We start from the raw sequence: 19,155 nt of genomic DNA, 5'->3' as shown, positions 1-19,155 counted from the left end.
TTATGCTATTACATTACCTCGATTTAAGTTGGCGTAGTTTTAAGCGCACACCACTGGTAAGTATGTTAATGGTGCTAGCCATTGCTATTGGGATTGGTGTAACCATGACCAGTTTAAGCGTTTATCATATGATGTCGGCGGATCCTATTCCCGAAAAAAGCAATCAACTTTATACTGTGCAATTACAAACCATGGATGAAGGCCATACGTGGTGGACCGAGGATAACCTTCCTATGCAACTGACTTATCAAGATGCAGTCAATTTGCAGAATGCGCCTGTTCCTGAAAAAAAGGTCGCGATGATGCGTACTGGATTCTCAGTGTATCTAGACTCAGACAAAGTAAAGCCGTTTACCAGTAATGCACGGATGACTACGCCTGATTTTTTTAATATGTTTAATGTATCGTTTATTTACGGCGGTGAATGGAGTGAACAACAAGAGCAATCTGCCGCCCCTGTGGTGGTGATTTCAAAAGAACTCAACGATAAACTGTTTGCAGGAAACAACTCAATTGGCCAATTGATCTACTTAGATGATTACAGCTACGAAGTTGTTGGTGTGATCGCTGACTGGTCACTTAACCTTAAGTATTATGATTTAAATAATGGTGCATTTAATGAACCTGAAGAATTATTTTTACCATTTAGCTTAGTCAAAACCAAAGAGCTAACTACTTGGGGCAACAGCAACGGTTGGAAACATGAGAATATCAATAGCTACGCCGATAAAATGCAATCGGAAATAGTTTGGATCCAATTTTGGGCGCAACTAGATAACGCGGAGCAAAAAACAAACTACGAAAATTATCTTAATTCTTACATTCAAGAGCAAAAAAAGCGCGGCCGCTTTGCCCGAGAAAAACCCGAATATAAGCTACGTGATGTTAACCAATGGATGCAATACAACAATGTCGTTAGTGAAGACAATAAAATATTGGTCGGCTTAAGTTTTATGTTTTTAGCAGTGTGTTTAGCAAATATTCTTGGTTTATTGCTAGCTAAGTTTTTGCGTCGGGCACCGGAGGTAGGTGTGCGCCGAGCACTAGGCGCCAGTAAACGACAAGTGTTTTTACAACACCTTGTTGAAGTGGCTATGCTTGGATGTTTTGGCGGCCTAGTCGGTATCGTACTTGCGCAATTAGGTTTGTGGGCTGTTCGTCAAAGCTATGATTACTATTCATCAATCGCCACAATGGATATCACTATGTTACTCAGTGCGCCTGTTATCGCTATTACAACCTGCATAGTAGCCGGGCTTTATCCTGCATGGCTGGTTTGCCGTACTAACCCAGCTATTTATCTTAAAAGCCAATAAGGAGCACACTAATGTTAGAGATCAAACCTATATTTCATGCTCTTTGCCGCTCAAAAGTCGGGGCAATATTACTCTTAATTCAAATTGCCATAACCACCGCAATCGTTAGTAATGCGGCATTTATTATCCAAGATAGAGTCGCTTTTTTAAATCAAGACACTGGCTACCCTGAACACGATATTTTTAAATTCAACGTGATGACCTTTGGTAAAGATATCGATTTAAGTCAACAGTTTGAATTAGACGAAGCGATGTTAAGAGCCCTACCTGGGGTTGTAAATGCAGCGCAAAGCAGCAGTATTCCCCTATCCGGTAGTGGCAGTGCATCAAGCTTTAATTTGAAACCGGCTCCTCAAGAAAGTAAAAGTATCCGTAGTTCTTATATTTTCATTGATGAGCATGGTTTAGACACTTATGGTGTAAAACTAATTGCAGGGCGCAACTTTACAGAGGATGAAGTAACAATCACTAATTCACCTACTGAGAGAACTACCAATGTTACTGTTGTCACGCAAGCTTTACTCGATGAACTTTTTCCTGAAGGTGATGGCCTCGGCAAAACAATTTATTTTGGCGATTTGCCTTTGACGATTATCGGTGTGGCAGATCATATGAAGAGCCCTTGGCTTAAAGATAGTCACCCAAATAATGTTGCGCTGATCCCTTATATTCAAGGCAAAACTTACGCACAATTTGCAGTCAGAACCAAGCCTGGTCAACGTGCAGCTGTGATGAAGCAAATCGAAACCGCGATGCTGAATAATTACAATAAACGGGTGATCAACAATATCAATGGCTTAGATCAACTTAAAGACGAATATGTTGCAGCAGACAAATTGATGATGCGTATGCTGATTGTGCTCATCACGATATTAGTACTGGTAACTGCATTGGGGATTTTTGGCTTAACCTTATTTAATATCAGCAAACGCACCAAGCAAATAGGCACTCGCCGTGCATTAGGAGCCAGAAAATCAGCCATTATTAACTACTTTTTAGTTGAAAATGCGATGATCTGCTGTGTGGGGTTGCTCCTTGGCATTATTGCGGCGCTGTTACTTGGTCAATTATTAATGCAGCACTTTTCAATTGCCGCACTGCCACCGAGCTATATCGCAGGCACTGCCATTATGGTGTTTGTTATGAGCTTACTTGCCGTGTTTGGCCCTGCAAAACGTGCCGCCAACATATCACCGAGTATCGCCACGCGAACAATATAAAGCAGCTCCCAACCTATGCTACACTGGTTTAATACCGTGTAGCATTTTGAAATAAAGATAACAAAAACAGCGATTAAATTCACATGGAAAAAATACTTATTGTCGATGACAACCCTGCCATATTAGAAGCCTTGTCATTACTGTTAGAAATTCATGACTATCAGGTTGTGACTGCAAAAACGCAGCTTGAAGCCTTACAAATAGTGCAATACCAACGTATCGCGCTGGTTATTCAAGATATGAATTTTAGTAATGACACCACCTCTGGCGAAGAAGGTAAAGCGTTGTTTTATCAACTAAGAGCTCTCAACCCGCACTTACCGATTATTTTGATCACCGCGTGGACTGAACTGGCCAGCGCCATAGAGCTAGTCAAAGCCGGTGCCGCTGATTACTTACCTAAACCATGGGACGATAGCAAGCTCCTCACCTGTGTTAATAACTTAATCGAACTTGGCCAAGCAAAACAACAAAATGTAATGTATGCGCGCCACCAGCAAGAGCGAACATCAAGTTTAGCCGATGCCAACCTAGTTGGTTTAGTGTATCAAAGTACCGCCATGGAAAAAATTCTCAATATGGCAATACAAGTCGCTAAGTCAGATGTCTCTGTGCTAATAACAGGTGCAAATGGCAGTGGTAAAGAACGCATTGCACAAATTATTCAAGCCAATTCTCACTTAAACCATGCCCCGTTTTTGACCATCAATGCCGGAGCCCTGCCCCATGATTTAATTGAAGCCGAATTATTTGGCGCTGAAGCGGGTGCTTATACTGGCATCACCAAACAGCGAATTGGTCGCTTTGAGGCCGCTGATGGTGGTACGCTGTTTTTAGATGAAATTGGTAACCTGCCATTATCAGGGCAAATGAAACTACTGCGCGTGTTACAAACTGGTGAGTTTGAACGACTCGGTTCAACAAAAACACAAAAAGTAAATGTTCGGGTTATTTCAGCTACCAATGAAGATTTAAAAGCGGCCATTCATGCAGGTCGATTTAGAGAAGACTTATATTATCGCCTCAACGTGATTGAGCTAAATTTACCCAGTTTAGCGCAAAGACCAGATGACATTTTAGCGCTTGCTAAACACTTCTTAGGCGAGCGCGAATTATCGCTTACAACAGAGCAAGGATTACTCGCGCACAATTGGCCCGGCAACGTTCGTGAGCTAGAAAATGCCTGTAAACGCGCAGCCGTACTCAAACCTAATGGCGACATTACCCTCGATGATTTTGCTCTACAATCGCAACCGCTGCACACTAACTTTGCTAAACAAGAACCCAGTAGAGTAGAACTAGAACAAGCTATGCGTCAGCACCAAGGAGTGATCGCAAAAGTTGCCAGACAGTTTGGTTTAAGTCGTCAAGCACTGTACCGCCGTTTGCAGAAATTTGAGATTGATTACTAATGGAAAAAAATAAACCTGCACTGTCTCTCACTCGTAAAATAGTGCTGATATGTAACATCTCTGCACTTATTCCTGTTTGGCTCATCTGCTGGTTAACCCATTTAAGCTGGCCTTCACTATTAATAACAACGCTGCTCACATCGCTGCTGGCAAGTTATTTATCTTTTCGGCTCAGCCGCACTCTGGTGCAAGGCATACACTCACTTGAAACTGGTTTGCTTAATTTTAAAGACGGTGAATTAGCCACCTTACTAGCTTATAACGGCAACGATGAATTAGGCCGCTTGTGTCAATTGTATAATCAAACTGCAAAGCAATTACGCCAAGAGAAACAATGGATCTATCAGCGCGAGCTGATGCTTGATAAAGTGCTACAAAGCTCTCCCCAAGCCGTTATTTTAAAAAATGATAAAGGCTTTATTGTTTATAGTAACTACAGTGCCCGAGACCTTTTTAATGCCAAAACAGCGCTTGAAGGAAGTCAGTTTGCACACCTGCTTGAAAATGCTCATCCACAGTTAAACAATGCTTTAACGCGCGGTAGCGATGGTTTATTTACGCTAGATACTGAAGACCAAGAATCTCAAGCGTGGCATTTATCAACCGGTAAGTTATTACTTAACAATCAATACCATTACTTATATGTCTTTAAACAACTCACCCGCGAACTTAGCCGTCAAGAAGTCGAGGTGTGGAAAAAGGTCATTCGGATCATCAGTCACGAACTTAATAACTCTCTGGGTCCCATGTCGTCAATGCTGCACAGCGGCCAGTTACTCAGTGAAAAAGTAGACGAACCCAGACTTAGCCGCGTGTTTGCTACCATTTCTGAACGCATCAAACATTTAAACGACTTTGTACAAGGCTATGGCAAATTTGCCAAACTGCCCACTCCTCAGCCAAGCGCAATTAATTGGCAAGTGTTGCTCACACAACTGCAAAATCAATGGTGTTTTATGCTCGATATAAGTAATGACGTGCATACACTGGCTGATCCGACTCAAGTCGAGCAGCTACTGATCAACTTAATAAAAAATGCTCACGAATCAGGCTCTGCAAGCGAACATATAAGTGTCACTGTTACACAGAATATTAAAGGCACACATATCAGTGTAAACGACCAAGGTAAAGGTATGAGTGAGCAAGTGATGGCCAATGCATTAATCCCATTTTATTCAACTAAAGTCGCTGGTAGTGGTTTGGGGTTAGCATTGTGCCGTGAAATAGTCGAAGCGCATCATGGTCAAATTAGCTTACACAATCGTAAGCACGGTGGGCTTAGTGTTCATGTCATTCTGCCCCACGGTCCTAACAAACAATCACAAAAAAGCCGCAATTAAGCGGCTTTTTGTTGATTTGCTGATAAACGTTACTCAGCGTCAGCTTCTTTATATTTAGCTGCTGTTTCGGTGATCAGTGGTTGTAATTCACCACGTTGAAACATTTCAATGATAATGTCACAACCACCAATTAATTCGCCATCAACCCACAGTTGTGGAAATGTTGGCCAATTGGCATATGCTGGTAATTCAGCTCGGATATCAGGATTTAGTAAAATATCAACATAGGCAAACGGTTCACCGCATGACATTAATGCTTGAGATGCTTGTGAAGAAAAACCACAATTTGGTAATTTAGGCGATCCTTTCATATAAAGGATAATTGGATTTTCAGAAATCTGCTGTTTAATTTTATCAATGGTTTCCATCTACAACCTCAAAAGTGACGATAGCTGAACATATTAAGGCTTGAAAAATTTTCATTAAGCCTCATATATGTATCTTAAAGTGGGCAAATAAAGCCGCAATCGAAATAGTCTTGCATTTGCACTGCTGTTTGGCATTGCTGTTTGCTAAAACTTGAGTAAAATACTCAACAATTATAGTAACACTATAATCTCATTTGGTATAGGTAACTACCCTGTTTGAACAGGCATTAACTATTACTATTTGAACTATCAACCAAAAGAAGATGGAGATAAAAAATGGCATTTGAACTACCGTCACTACCATATGCAATTAATGCACTTGAGCCACATATTTCACAAGAAACATTAGAGTTTCACCACGGCAAGCACCACAACACTTATGTGACTAAACTTAACGGTTTAATCCCAGGTACTGAATTTGAAGGTAAATCACTTGAAGAAATCGTATGTTCTTCTGAAGGTGGCGTATTTAACAATGCAGCACAGATCTGGAACCATACTTTTTACTGGAACAGCCTATCTCCAAATGGCGGTGGCGAAGCAACAGGCGCTGTTGCAGATGCTATCAATGCTAAATGGGGTTCTTTTGAAGCATTCCAAGCAGCTTTTGATGATAAAGCAGTAAACAACTTTGGTTCAAGCTGGACATGGTTAGTTAAATTAGCTGATGGTTCTTTAGACATCGTTAATACTTCTAACGCAGCAACGCCACTAACTCAAGACGGTGTAACACCGATCCTGACTGTGGACCTGTGGGAACATGCTTACTACATTGATTTCCGTAACGTTCGTCCAGACTACTTAAAAGCATTCTGGTCGCTTGTTAACTGGGAATTCGCGAACGCTAACTTCGCATAATTGATTGCTCGTTCTGAGCAAGCCCAATTTAAAAGACGCTCCGGCGTCTTTTTTGTTTTCTAACATAAATTTTTAATTTTATTGCACAAAAAATCAAATTCGTGACTAAGCTTTAAATAACCTTTGCTTCTTTTTTAATTTGTAAGCACCTAGTTTAAGCAGGTTTTTCGGAGGTTTCCATGAGTATTTTTGAGCATTACCAAGCACGATACGAAGCGGCACAAGAAGAAGAGTATAGTATCGCTGAGTTCTTAGAGATTTGTAAAACTGATAAATCGGCTTATGCCAGCGCACCAGAGCGATTATTAGCGGCCATTGGTGAGCCAAAAATGATCGATACTTCAAAGGATGCACGGTTAAGTCGATTATTTTCAAACAGAGTAGTAGCACGTTACCCTGCCTTTAATGATTTTTACGGTATGGAGGATGCGATTGAACAAATCGTTTCTTACCTAAAACATGCCGCGCAAGGCCTTGAAGAATGTAAACAAGTGCTTTATCTACTTGGACCTGTTGGCGGTGGTAAATCATCGATTGCCGAAAAGCTAAAATATTTAATGCAACAAGTGCCTATTTACTCAATTAAAGGCTCACCGGTCAATGACCACCCGTTGGCGCTTTTTGATCCTAATGAAGATGCTGAGCTGATGGCAAAAGAATACGGGATTAAGCCCCGTTACTTAAAAACTATTATGTCACCATGGGCCACTAAGCGCTTATCTGAATTTAATGGTGATATTAGCCAGTTTAAAGTGGTAAAACGCTACCCCTCTATTTTAAATCAAATTGCTATTGCAAAAACTGAACCTGGGGATGAAAACAACCAAGATATTTCCGCTTTAGTCGGTAAAGTTGATATTCGCAAACTAGAACATTTTGCTCAAAACGATGCTGATGCTTATGCTTATTCCGGTTCATTATGTCTTGCAAATCAAGGTTTAATGGAATTTGTTGAGATGTTTAAAGCGCCAATCAAAGTATTGCATCCGCTTTTAACAGCCACGCAAGAGGGAAATTATAATGGCACCGAAGGTATTAGTGCACTGCCCTTTAATGGCATGATTTTGGCTCATTCAAACGAATCAGAATGGCAGACCTTTAAAAACAACAAGAACAATGAAGCCTTTTTAGACCGTGTTTACATCGTCAAAGTGCCGTATTGTTTACGTGCATCTGAAGAGGTAAAAATCTACGACAAGCTATTGGAACATAGTGAATTATATAATGCTCCTTGCGCGCCAGGCACACTGGAAACATTGGCAAAATTTACCACGCTATCACGGTTAAAAGATCCAGAAAACTCTAGTATCTACTCAAAAATGCGGGTATATGACGGCGAAAGCTTGAAAGACACCGATCCTAAAGCTAAATCGTATCAAGAGTATCGAGATTATGCCGGTGTAGATGAAGGCATGACCGGACTATCAACTCGGTTTGCATTTAAAATTTTATCGCGCGTGTTTAACTTTGACACACTTGAGGTAGCGGCAAACCCAGTGCATTTATTTTATGTATTAGAGCAACAAATTGAACGAGAGCAATTCTCTGCCGACGTTGAAGAACGCTACTTAAGCCACTTGAAAGGCTATTTAATCCCGCAGTATGTTGAGTTTATTGGTAAAGAACTGCAAACAGCTTATTTAGAGTCTTACTCTGAGTACGGGCAAAACATTTTTGACCGCTATGTCACTTATGCTGATTTTTGGATCCAAGACCAAGAGTATCGCGACCCTGATACCGGCCAGCTATTCAACCGCGAAGCATTAAATGCCGAACTTGAAAAAATTGAAAAACCAGCAGGCATTTCAAATCCAAAAGATTTCCGTAACGAAATCGTTAATTTTGTATTGCGTGCACGGGCGCACAACAATGGTAAAAATCCATTGTGGACCAGCTATGAAAAACTGCGCACTGTGATTGAGAAAAAAATGTTCTCCAATACTGAAGAACTATTACCCGTTATTTCCTTCAATGCGAAAACATCCGCAGAAGATCAGAAAAAACATGAAGATTTTGTCAATCGTATGGTGGAAAAAGGATATACCCAAAAGCAAGTTCGTTTGTTATCAGAGTGGTATTTACGCGTGCGTAAATCGCAATAACACGCAGCTGTGTATTTTTAGGGGGTCTTTATGGCGCATTTTATAGACCGTCGCCTGAACGGTAAGAATAAGAGCACGTTAAATCGTCAACGCTTTATCAGGCGCTATAAAAAACAGATCAAAGAAGCGGTGTCAGATGCAATAAATAAACGCAGTGTCACTGACTCCAGTAGCGGTGAGAGTATTTCAATTCCGCAACGGGATATAAGTGAACCTACTTTCCATCAAGGTAAAGGGGGCGATAGAGAACAAATTCATCCTGGTAACGATCAGTTCTCAACCGGTGATAAGATTAAACGCCCGCAAGGTGGCCAAGGTGGTGGAGCCGGCGAAGGTGAAGCGAGTGACTCTGGTGAAGGAGAAGATGACTTTGTCTTCTCGATTTCTAAAGATGAGTATCTAGACTTACTTTTTGAAGACTTAGAACTGCCAAATTTACAGCAAAACCAGTTAGATAAACTCGTGCAAATGAAAACTCATCGTGCTGGTTTTTGTAGTGATGGTATGCCGAGTAATATTGATATTGTGCGTTCACTTCAGGGCTCACTTGCAAGGCGTGTTGCGATGAGCGCGGGTAAAAAGCGTCAATTAGCAGAGCTTGAAACACAGCTTTGCCTATTAATGGCTGAGCCTGAACCTGATATAGCTGCTATTGCATTAATGGAGCAAGAAATCGCCGCATTACAAAAACGCATCAGTGCAGTGCCCTTTATTGATAATTACGATTTGCGCTTTCGTAACTATGAAAAACAGCCTCATCCAACTAGTAAAGCGGTGATGTTTTGTATTATGGATGTGTCGGGCTCGATGGATCAAGCAACCAAAGATATGGCAAAACGTTTTTATATTTTGCTTTATCAATTTTTGACCCGCAGTTATAAAGACATTGAAGTGGTGTATATTCGCCATCATACCCAAGCCAAAGAGGTCGACGAACAGGAGTTTTTCTATTCCCAAGAAACTGGCGGCACAATTGTCTCCAGCGCACTGAAGTTAATGAATGAGATAATTACCGAGCGTTATAACGCTGGCGAGTGGAATGTGTATGCAGCACAAGCCTCTGATGGCGACAATTGGGCAGATGACTCTCCCCAATGCTCAGAGATCTTACGCAACAAGTTGCTCAGTACCATTCGCTATTACGCTTATATTGAGATCACTACCCGCGCCCATCAGAGCCTATGGCGTGAGTATCAAAATATTTGTCAAACTCATAATAACTTTGCTATTCAACATATACGCAATGTTGAAGATATTTACCCTATTTTCCGTGAGTTATTCAAGAAGAGTCGTCAACACCAAGGGGCAGCCTAGGCTGTACAGCGAGGTATTTATATGACCAATAAACGAATGAGTGATGGGCCAGATTGGACATTTGAATTACTACAACAATACCAAGACGAAATTGCGCGGGTTGCTGAACATTATCGCCTCGATACTTATCCTAATCAGATTGAAGTGATCACCGCAGAACAAATGATGGATGCCTATTCCAGTGTTGGTATGCCTATTGGCTATAGTCACTGGTCTTATGGTAAAAAATTTATTCAAACTGAGCAAAACTACAAACGCGGACAAATGGGATTGGCTTATGAAATTGTCATAAACTCGAATCCTTGTATTGCTTATTTAATGGAAGAAAATACCCTTCCAATGCAGGCTTTAGTGATGGCGCACGCTTGCTACGGGCACAACTCGTTTTTTAAAGGTAATTATTTATTTAAAACATGGACTGATGCCAGCTCTATTATTGACTACCTATTATTTGCAAAAAATTATATTGCTCGTTGCGAAGAAAAACATGGCATTGATGAAGTCGAAAACCTAATCGATTCATGCCATGCACTTATGAATTACGGTGTTGATCGTTATAAACGCCCACAGCAAATATCTTTATTTGAAGAACAAAAACGCCAACAAGAGCGCGAAGATTACTTACAATCACAAGTGAACGAACTTTGGCGCACAATACCTTCACATCAACAGGAAACTAAAAAACACGAGCGTCACTTTCCTTCAGAGCCACAAGAAAATATTTTGTATTTTATAGAAAAAAACGCGCCATTACTGGAATCTTGGCAACGAGAAATAATTCGTATTGTGCGTAAAATCTCACAATATTTTTATCCTCAAAAGCAAACCCAAGTAATGAATGAAGGCTGGGCAACGTTTTGGCATTATACTATTTTGAATCACTTATATGATGAAGGGAAACTCACTGACTCATTCATGTTAGAGTTTTTACAAAGTCATACTAATGTTGTGTACCAGCCCCCTTACAATAGTAATTATTATTCGGGTATTAACCCTTATGCGCTGGGTTTTAATATGATGGTGGATATCCGCCGTATTTGTGAAAACCCTACCGAAGAAGATAAACAGTTGTTTCCAGAATATGCCGGGAGCAACTGGTTAGATACGCTGCACTTTGCAATGGAAAACTTTAAAGACGAAAGTTTTATTAGCCAATTTTTATCACCCAAACTTATTCGTGACTTTAAATTATTCACTATTATCGATCATGAAAAAGATCCGAATCTACAAGTTGGTGCGATCCACGATGAAAGCGGCTATCACGCGGTACGGACTGCGCTCTCAGCACAATATAACCTCAGTAATCACGAACCCAACATTCAGATCTATGATGTTGATATTAGAGGTGATCGCTCTTTAACCTTGCGCTACGTGCCACATCAGGATATTCCACTGGCAAAGTCTCACCATGAGGTATTAAAACACCTTTACAGACTATGGGGCTTTAAGGTAAAACTGGAACAAGAGTCAACCTCTGGCGAATTGAATATACTCGGGCAATGTCCATCAGATGATTCACGCCATACAACAGAGTGAATAGAATGGATAAAAAGCTTCTCGTACTAATTGATTCAGTAGAATTTGCACGTACTGCTATTTTGCACGCGAAACACAAAGCAATTGGTAAGCAAAAACATATTGATATTGTCGCCTTTGCCTATGAAAGTGCTGGTAATATTTTGTTCTCGCCGCCAGCTGAACAATTGCAAGTAATTCAAGAAACAAGGTTGGCTACTCTCAAAAAAGAATTAGTACCACTACTTGAAAGCGAATTGTCAGAATCAGATTATTCATTAAATATTATTTGGCATGAGGCACCTGAGCAATGGTTAGCCAATGAGAGTGACTTTGAAAATTATGAGATGGTGATAAAAACGCGGCATATTGACGAGCATTGTCAATTTAGTGAACTTGACTGGCAGTTGATCCGCTTTACCCCACTACCACTTTATTTAGCTGCGGATAATACCTGGCGCAATAACACCAATGTGTTAGCTGCGCTTGATTTAGGTAGCGAAAAAGCCACTAAATACAAACTAAACAAAGATATAATTGAAACTGGTTTAGCTTATTCTAAGCATTATGACTGTCAGTTTTATACTTGTTATACCGTTCATGTATCCCCAATTTTAAGAGACTTAGGCATTGTATTTTCAGACGAACAAGTACTGAATGCTTTTGACAAACTACCTGTCATTCAACGTAATTTAATTATTGAGCACGATATAAAAAATAACCTTCATATAAAAGCGGGCCTAGCCGAGCAAGTGATCCCAAGTATTGCAGCTAAGCTTAGTGCCGGTCTCGTGATCATGGGCTCAGTAGGCAACATAGGTATAAAAGGTAAGTTAATTGGCAATACCGCTGAAAAAGTTATGCGGTTACTAAAAACAGACTTGCTTATTTTGCCACCTGAATGCTAGATACCTGCTGGCAATAGCATAAAAAATGACGCATTTTGCGTCATTTTTTATGCCTATTCAAAGCAACTTAATTTAAACTTTTGCTATTGTGTCGCGAGGGTATTTATACTCATCAAGGTTAACTCAAATCTTTATATGCAGTAATACAATTTCTGCCATTTTCTTTTGAAAAGTAAAGTGCCTTATCAGCCGCTTCAATCCATTTTTCATAACGTTCGAATTCATCTTGAAAACAGGCAAAACCAACACTAACAGTCACTTTAATTTGCTGTTCGTCAAAGTAAATGGATGAGTTTTCAATTAAACTACGCAAACGCTCAGCAAATATCTCAGCACCTTTGTGGTCCGTGTCTAATAACGTTACTGCAAATTCTTCGCCGCCATAACGACCTGCGATGTCTGTTTCACGTAATGTTTTACGCAGTAAATCAGCAATGTTACGCAGTGCTTCATCGCCACAACGGTGCCCATGTTCATCATTTACTTTTTTAAAGTGATCGATATCAAACATCAATAAAGTACTTGTGCCACCACTGCGTTTGATCCTAAGAAATTCTTTTCGTAGGGTATCTTCCCAATGACCTCGATTAGTCAATTTTGTTAGTGCGTCCGTTTGACTCACTTGTTCAAGTTTACGATTAACTTCTTCAAGTTCTTTTTTATTCACTGCCATATCAGTTACATCATAAAGAATGATACAAATATGGCCAACTTCTCCCATCGTATTTGATAGAGGAATAAACGTAGCGTTTTGAAACATATGGTCTGCTTTACCCGTGATTGGACGGTAATTTTTAAAGCGGAAAATATATGGCTGCTGTTCCCAAATAGTGAATGAACGGTTTTTCAAAATAAACACTGATTCTGACTTACTACGAAACCACTTTTCATCAATTGATGGAAATAAATCAAACAAGTCTTTATCTTTTACAGCGCTGGGTAACATACCTGAATGGTTTTCCATAAAACCATTCCAAATACACACTTTATAGTCCCTATCTAACACCACTAAACCAACATCTACGGTATTAAACATATCCATTAACCAATGGATTTCATTCATATTAAAATCAGCAGCAGGCATAATGTTAGTCTTCTAATAGGTAAGCAACTTTGTATTTCAAAGTTTTTAGTGAGTCTTCGGTAAATAATAGCATCAAGTCACAGTTAATATTGTGGTTCTCAATACCATAGCTAATTTCTATTGCCAGAGTACGTTGCCAGCGTGATTTGTTTGCTTTAACTAAATCAGATACATCACAATGTTGGCCTAACACCACCGGATGTCCTTGGCTAAAAGTCATATCTAATTGGCGAGATAATCCCGTTAAGATTGCACCAATCAGGATATTACTAATATCCATTAATAACTCCAGCTCAATTTTGTTAGTGAGCTCCCCTTCATAATTCATCAAGGACGCAATTTCTTTAAAGCTAGAATCATTTAGAAGTAACAATGCCTCACCGGATACACCACCACCAATAAAACCTTGGCACACGCCTGACGTTGTTGCATTGGCATCAATTGATCGCAGTGCCATATCAAGTTCATTAACTTCGAGAATATTGACATTAGGAATAGGCAATTCAACAAATACATTTAATAGTCGTGCTAATAAGTCTCCAGCCTGCCCCATTGCCACGTTAGTCAGCTCTTGGTATATGTCTCTGACATCTGGGTCAACTTGCTCACCTAAGCGGTGTGAGAGCCGCTCACGCATTGCTTTATCTTTAATTCCATGGTGTTCGATAATATCGGCAAGCTTTTGGGCATCACATGGTTTTTGGATAAAGTCTATCGCGCCAAGTTCGATTACCCGTTGATGCGCATTGGGCTGAATATCGCCAGAGACAACAACGGTTAATATATCCAAGTTTTGCTCTTGAATCGCTTGCAGTACTTCGTAGCCATCCATTTGCGGCATATTTAAATCGAGAAATAAGATTTCCGGGTTTAACGCTTTAATTTGCTTAATACAATGCACGCCATCTTCAGCAAACTCAACTTTAATATCCCAATCATCGGGCAACGAACGAGCTAACTGACGGCGCGCAAGCTTAGAATCATCACAAATTAGTACCGATGTTGACATAGTCTCTCTCTGATTGCTTTTATTTTTATTAGTAAAAATGTAAACATTTATTACTGCTTTATGTTAATCAATGTAACCATACATTACAATTTTAAATTGCATTAAACTCTTGGTGTCCATGGATGATTATAATACACTCAGCCTAATTGCGTTAACTCTAAAGGAAATACCTTATGCTCCGATCACTCACTTTTGCTTTAAGTGCCTTTTGTTCAATGGCTTTTGCCGCCGATATGACCGAAAACACGCTTGATGCGGGAAAAGTATCAGCACAATCTAAGCCAATCACTTTATTAGGACAAGGTGTAAAACTAGGCGATAAAGCACCAGACTTTAAAGTGGTTGATGGCTCATTCACGCCAATTACTTTAGCCGATTACCAAGGTAAAGCCGTTTTAATAAGCGTTGTTCCAAGTCTGGATACTGGTGTTTGTAGCATTCAAACCAAGCATTTTAACGAAAAGGTTGCATCGCAATTTCCAAATATAGCCATGCTCACCATTAGTGCTGATTTACCGTTTGCACAAAAACGTTTTTGCAAAGCCGAGAACATAGATAAAATTACTGCTTTATCTGATTCAGTATGGCGTGACTTTGGTCAAAACTATGGTCTGATCATTAAAGATATGGGTCTGCTTACACGAGCCGTATTTGTATTAGATGCAAGTCATAAAGTTGTTTACAAGCAGTTAGTAGCTGATTTATCAACAGAGCCAAAGTATGACCCAGTTATAAGTGCTTTAAACACATTGTAATTTATTGCGCTAGAGTACATTACAATGATAAAAAAACCGCCAATCGGCGGTTTTTTATTGATTGAATTATCAACCCAATAATTCAGCAAGTTGCTGATTAACAGCTTCAACAGCTTGGGTACCATCTAGTTTATGATATTGCGTATTGCCCGCTTGCGCTTCCGCTTGGTAATAATCAACCAATGGCATTGTTTGCTCATGGTAAATACCTAAACGTTTACGTACTGTTTCTTCTGTGTCATCAGCACGGATGATCAGATCTTCACCTGTAACGTCGTCTTTACCTTCCACTTTTGGCGGATTGTAAACTACGTGATAAACACGGCCGGAACCTGGGTGAACGCGACGTCCTCCCATGCGGTCAACAATAATTTCATCAGCCACATCAAACTCAATAACGTGATCAACAACTACGCCATTTTCTTTCATTGCATCAGCTTGTGGGATGGTACGTGGGAAACCATCTAGTAAAAAACCTTTTTCACAATCAGCTTTAGTAATACGCTCTTTAACAAGACCTATGATGATGTCATCAGAAATTAACTGACCTGCATCCATTACTTTTTTCGCTTCAAGACCCAGTGGTGTGCCTTCTTTAATTGCAGCACGTAACATATCACCAGTTGAAATTTGTGGAATACCGTACTTATCCATCAAAAACTGAGCTTGAGTGCCTTTACCTGCACCCGGCGCGCCCAAAAGAATAATGCGCATATCATTGTCCTCGTTTGATACTGATTTTACAAAAAGCATATCAGTATGATTTATTATAAAGCTTGAATTCTTCCATAAGCGCCGCAGATACTCAAGCAACTTATACCAATTGACTACGTTGAGATCATAAAAAAAGGGAACCGAAGTTCCCTTTTTATTAAAATATTAGTTTTTGAGCAATTACTTACTCAAATCTAACATTAATTTATTTAAGCGAGTCACAAAACCTGCTGGATCTTTTAATGTACCGCGCTCTGCAAGCAAGGCTTGATCAAGCAGTACATGTGACCACTGTGCAAATTTGTCTTCGTCTTGTTCAACATTTAAATGCTTAACAAGTTGATGCTCAGGGTTAAGCTCAAAAATTGGTTTTGCTTCTGGGGCAGCTTGACCTACTGATTCCATTAGCTTTTGCATTTGTGAGCTCATGTCGTTGTCATCAGCGACCACACAGGCTGGTGAGTCAGTTAAACGATGCGTAAAGCGTACATCTTTAACATTATCGCCAAGTGCTGTTTTGATGCGCTCAACTAAGCCTGCAACTTCTTTTTCAGACTCTTCTTGCGCTTTTTTGGTCTCTTCATCATCTAAGCTACCTAAGTCTAGGTCACCACGGGTAATTGACTTAAATGGTTTTTCAGCAAACTCGGTTAAGTGGCTCATCATCCACTCATCAACACGGTCACTCATCAACAGTACTTCGATACCTTTCTTACGGAAGATCTCTAGATGTGGAGAGCTTTTCGCCGCAGTGAATGAATCCGCAACAACGTAGTAAATCGCGTCTTGGCCTTCATTCATACGCTCAACGTATTGCTCTAATGAAACGTTTTGTGCTTCTTCATCAGTATGTGTTGATGAGAAACGCAGTAACTTAGCAATCGCTTCTTTATTCGCTGCATCTTCTGCTGGACCTTCTTTGATCACTTGACCAAATTCATTCCAAAATACTTGGTAATCGTCGGCTTTATTTTTCGCCATACGCTCAAGCAGTTTTAAGGTACGTGACGTACAACCTTTGCGGATTGCTTGCGTTACTTTGTTATCTTGTAAAATTTCACGTGATACGTTTAACGGTAAATCGTTTGAATCAAGTAAACCTTTTACAAAGCGTAAGTAGCTAGGCATAAATTGCTCAGCATCATCCATTACAAATACACGTTGTACATATAGCTTTAAGCCACTTTGACGGTCACGATTCCATAAATCAAATGGTGCTTTTTTAGGAATATACAGTAAGCTTGTGTATTCAGTTTTACCTTCAACTTTGTTGTGAGCCCAGCTCAGTGGATCTTCCCAATCATGGCTTACATGCTTATAAAATTCTTTATATTCTTCATCAGATAGCTCTGATTTATCACGCGTCCACATTGCTGTGGCGCGGTTAATGCTTTCCCACTCACCAGGTACGGCTGGAATTTTCTCGCCATCTTCACCTTCTGACTCAGGCACTTCGGCTTTGTACATTTGTACTGGTGTTGAAATATGATCCGAGTACTTAGTTACAATACTACGTAGGCGCCATTCATCAGCAAACTCTTTTTCATCTTCACGAAGATGTAAAGTAATTTCAGTACCACGGCCTGCTTTTTCAATTTCTTCTAGCGTGTATTCGCCCTCACCTTGTGATTGCCATTCAACGCCTTTTTCTTCACCGGCTTTGCGAGTACGAACAGTCACTAAGTCTGCAACTATAAATGCAGAGTAAAAACCAACACCGAACTGACCAATTAGTTGCGAATCTTTGCTTTGGTCGCCAGTTAAGTTTTTGAAAAACTCAGCAGTGCCTGATTTAGCAATAGTCCCTAACGAGCTGATCACTTCATCACGAGTCATACCAATACCGTTATCAGAAATAGTTACGGTATTTTTTTCTTTATCGGCACTGATACGTACACGTAAGTCTGCGTCACCTTGGTATAGTTCACCATTTGAAAGTGCTAAAAAGCGTAATTTATCAGCTGCGTCTGAGGCATTTGACACAAGCTCACGTAAGAAAATTTCTTTATTAGAATAAAGTGAGTGAATCATTAAGTTTAATAGTTGTTTAACTTCTGTTTGAAAGCCTAATGTTTCTTTTTGTGCTGCAGTCATTTATATATCTCCAATTTGCAAAGTGTCTGCGTTATGCACTTAATATGGGGCGCGGTTTGTTAACTTCAAGTCAAAAGAGCAAAAAAGTAAGCCATAGCAAGATAAACACGGAAGTTAAGTTGTTTTTTCTTACAATCAAAATGGCTGTGGGCAATGTAGGTGCGTTTGCTTGGAGCTTCGAGGGTGTACAAAAAACAGATCGCTGGCATGTAATTGTAAGCGCTCAGCCAGTTGTTGGCTATGTTGGTTTTTATACAGATCACAGCCAATAATTGGGTGCCCAATGCTGTGACTGTGTATACGTAATTGATGTGTACGCCCCGTCACAGGGGTAAATTGCACTAAAGTACGCGGCGGTGATGTTAAGCGCTGTAATACTAAATAGTCACTGACGGCAGACTTACCCGTCACATTACAAATTTTAACTAATGGAAAGAGTAACTTATCTTTGACTATTGCAGCGTTTATTTGACCTACGTCATTTAATAACCAGCCATCCAACATGGCTACATAGTGTTTTTTTATTGTCCCTGATTGAAACTGCTTATTAAGGAGCTTAGTTGATTCAGGGTTAAGGCCTACAATCATAATACCTGAAGTACCATAGTCTAATCGATGCGGCAATTTAGCTGTCGGAAATGCGGCAGTCAGACCTGGCTGCCCATTCACTAAACGATAATGCACAGAATCCCAATTGGCCGGATTTTTACCAGATAAACTCAGTAAGCCACTGGGTTTATTGATCAATAAAATATCATCGTCTTTATATAAAATTTCCACATGCTCATGACAAACCGATGCAATAAAGTCATCGACAATAGAATGCTGTGGCAAATTTATATTAGACATTATTTCTCTCATTATTGATTTTATAAAAACGTTGCGACATTAGTATCTTGAAACTAGTTAAATTTCTATCATACACAAAAAAGTCGGTATGCTGCGCTGTAGTTTGGCTTTTAACTATAAAGGGCACTAGTTTTCAAGATTAGAAAATGGCAGTGAACGCATGTCGAAGGTTAATACCAATCGTGTTAAGTTACTGACCATTTATAGCGACAGATAAATACAGTGATAACAAGGCGTAAATTTTGACATGTAGTTGTTCTACTTGAAAAAATTATAACGCAGTTAGCGCTTTATTTA

16 protein-coding genes are annotated in these 19,155 nt (G+C 39.9%); 10 read left to right on the top strand and 6 right to left on the bottom strand.

Features of this window, described 5'->3' with window-relative positions; all coding sequences use genetic code 11:
• The first annotated feature begins 2 nt into the window (after positions 1–2).
• The 4 genes from H5182_RS20165 to H5182_RS20150 all read left to right on the top strand — a co-directional run bounded on the left by H5182_RS20165 (position 3) and on the right by H5182_RS20150 (position 5,288).
• Positions 3–1,316 (top strand): ABC transporter permease, encoded by a 1,314-nt coding sequence (locus H5182_RS20165; protein WP_182731946.1) that lies wholly within the window; start codon positions 3–5, stop codon positions 1,314–1,316.
• 11 nt (positions 1,317–1,327) lie between these two features.
• The gene (locus H5182_RS20160; RefSeq protein ID WP_182731945.1) at positions 1,328–2,536 is read left to right on the top strand and encodes an ABC transporter permease; all 1,209 of its coding nucleotides are present in this window, start codon (positions 1,328–1,330) and stop codon (positions 2,534–2,536) included.
• Between the two features lie 83 nt (positions 2,537–2,619).
• Positions 2,620–3,948 carry a sigma-54 dependent transcriptional regulator gene (locus H5182_RS20155; protein ID WP_145242142.1) on the top strand — a complete coding sequence of 443 codons (1,329 nt, stop codon included), beginning with the start codon at positions 2,620–2,622 and terminating at the stop codon, positions 3,946–3,948.
• Positions 3,948–5,288 carry a PAS domain-containing sensor histidine kinase gene (locus tag H5182_RS20150; RefSeq protein WP_149982776.1) on the top strand — a complete coding sequence of 447 codons (1,341 nt, stop codon included), beginning with the start codon at positions 3,948–3,950 and terminating at the stop codon, positions 5,286–5,288. Before H5182_RS20155 ends, H5182_RS20150 begins: the two co-directional genes overlap by 1 nt.
• Before the next feature lie 29 nt (positions 5,289–5,317).
• On the opposite strand, the gene H5182_RS20145 is transcribed toward H5182_RS20150, so the two are convergent.
• Positions 5,318–5,656, bottom strand: coding sequence for a Grx4 family monothiol glutaredoxin (locus H5182_RS20145; RefSeq protein WP_064665960.1), 339 nt, complete (start codon positions 5,654–5,656; stop codon positions 5,318–5,320).
• Between the two features lie 276 nt (positions 5,657–5,932).
• On the opposite strand from H5182_RS20145, the gene H5182_RS20140 reads away from it, so the two are divergent.
• The 5 genes from H5182_RS20140 to H5182_RS20120 all read left to right on the top strand — a co-directional run bounded on the left by H5182_RS20140 (position 5,933) and on the right by H5182_RS20120 (position 12,353).
• A complete protein-coding gene (locus H5182_RS20140; RefSeq protein ID WP_145242146.1) occupies positions 5,933–6,514 on the top strand; it encodes a superoxide dismutase in 582 nt (193 codons plus the stop codon).
• A gap of 179 nt (positions 6,515–6,693) precedes the next feature.
• On the top strand, positions 6,694–8,616 hold the full coding sequence (locus H5182_RS20135; RefSeq protein ID WP_149982777.1) for a PrkA family serine protein kinase: 1,923 nt from the start codon (positions 6,694–6,696) through the stop codon (positions 8,614–8,616).
• A gap of 30 nt (positions 8,617–8,646) precedes the next feature.
• Positions 8,647–9,930, top strand: coding sequence for a YeaH/YhbH family protein (locus H5182_RS20130; RefSeq protein ID WP_182760509.1), 1,284 nt, complete (start codon positions 8,647–8,649; stop codon positions 9,928–9,930).
• A gap of 21 nt (positions 9,931–9,951) precedes the next feature.
• Entirely contained in the window at positions 9,952–11,466 is a 1,515-nt protein-coding gene (locus H5182_RS20125; protein ID WP_182760508.1) for a SpoVR family protein, read from the top strand.
• 5 nt (positions 11,467–11,471) lie between these two features.
• A complete protein-coding gene (locus H5182_RS20120; RefSeq protein ID WP_145242155.1) occupies positions 11,472–12,353 on the top strand; it encodes a universal stress protein in 882 nt (293 codons plus the stop codon).
• 118 nt (positions 12,354–12,471) lie between these two features.
• Here the strand turns inward: H5182_RS20120 and H5182_RS20115 are convergent, their stop codons facing one another.
• Both H5182_RS20115 and H5182_RS20110 read right to left on the bottom strand, forming a co-directional pair.
• A complete protein-coding gene (locus H5182_RS20115; RefSeq protein WP_182731944.1) occupies positions 12,472–13,437 on the bottom strand; it encodes a diguanylate cyclase in 966 nt (321 codons plus the stop codon).
• Between the two features lie 4 nt (positions 13,438–13,441).
• The gene (locus tag H5182_RS20110; RefSeq protein ID WP_145242159.1) at positions 13,442–14,446 is read right to left on the bottom strand and encodes a response regulator; all 1,005 of its coding nucleotides are present in this window, start codon (positions 14,444–14,446) and stop codon (positions 13,442–13,444) included.
• A 173-nt stretch (positions 14,447–14,619) separates the two neighbouring features.
• Here H5182_RS20110 and tpx point away from each other — a divergent pair, with 173 nt between their 5' ends.
• On the top strand, positions 14,620–15,201 hold the full coding sequence (tpx, locus tag H5182_RS20105) for a thiol peroxidase (protein WP_182760507.1): 582 nt from the start codon (positions 14,620–14,622) through the stop codon (positions 15,199–15,201).
• A 69-nt stretch (positions 15,202–15,270) separates the two neighbouring features.
• On the opposite strand, the gene adk is transcribed toward tpx, so the two are convergent.
• From adk to H5182_RS20090, 3 genes are all read right to left on the bottom strand, one after another.
• Positions 15,271–15,915, bottom strand: coding sequence for an adenylate kinase (adk, locus tag H5182_RS20100; protein ID WP_064665952.1), 645 nt, complete (start codon positions 15,913–15,915; stop codon positions 15,271–15,273).
• A gap of 180 nt (positions 15,916–16,095) precedes the next feature.
• On the bottom strand, positions 16,096–18,009 hold the full coding sequence (gene htpG / locus H5182_RS20095; RefSeq protein ID WP_182731943.1) for a molecular chaperone HtpG: 1,914 nt from the start codon (positions 18,007–18,009) through the stop codon (positions 16,096–16,098).
• Between the two features lie 135 nt (positions 18,010–18,144).
• On the bottom strand, positions 18,145–18,858 hold the full coding sequence (locus H5182_RS20090) for an RluA family pseudouridine synthase (protein WP_182760506.1): 714 nt from the start codon (positions 18,856–18,858) through the stop codon (positions 18,145–18,147).
• Positions 18,859–19,155: the final 297 nt, after the last annotated feature.

Source organism: Pseudoalteromonas sp. SG44-17, from assembly GCF_014164235.1.
Classification (GTDB): Bacteria; Pseudomonadota; Gammaproteobacteria; order Enterobacterales; family Alteromonadaceae; genus Pseudoalteromonas; species Pseudoalteromonas rhizosphaerae.
Note: the sequence above shows the minus strand (reverse complement) of the source record. Positions and strands in the feature narration are given on the sequence as shown.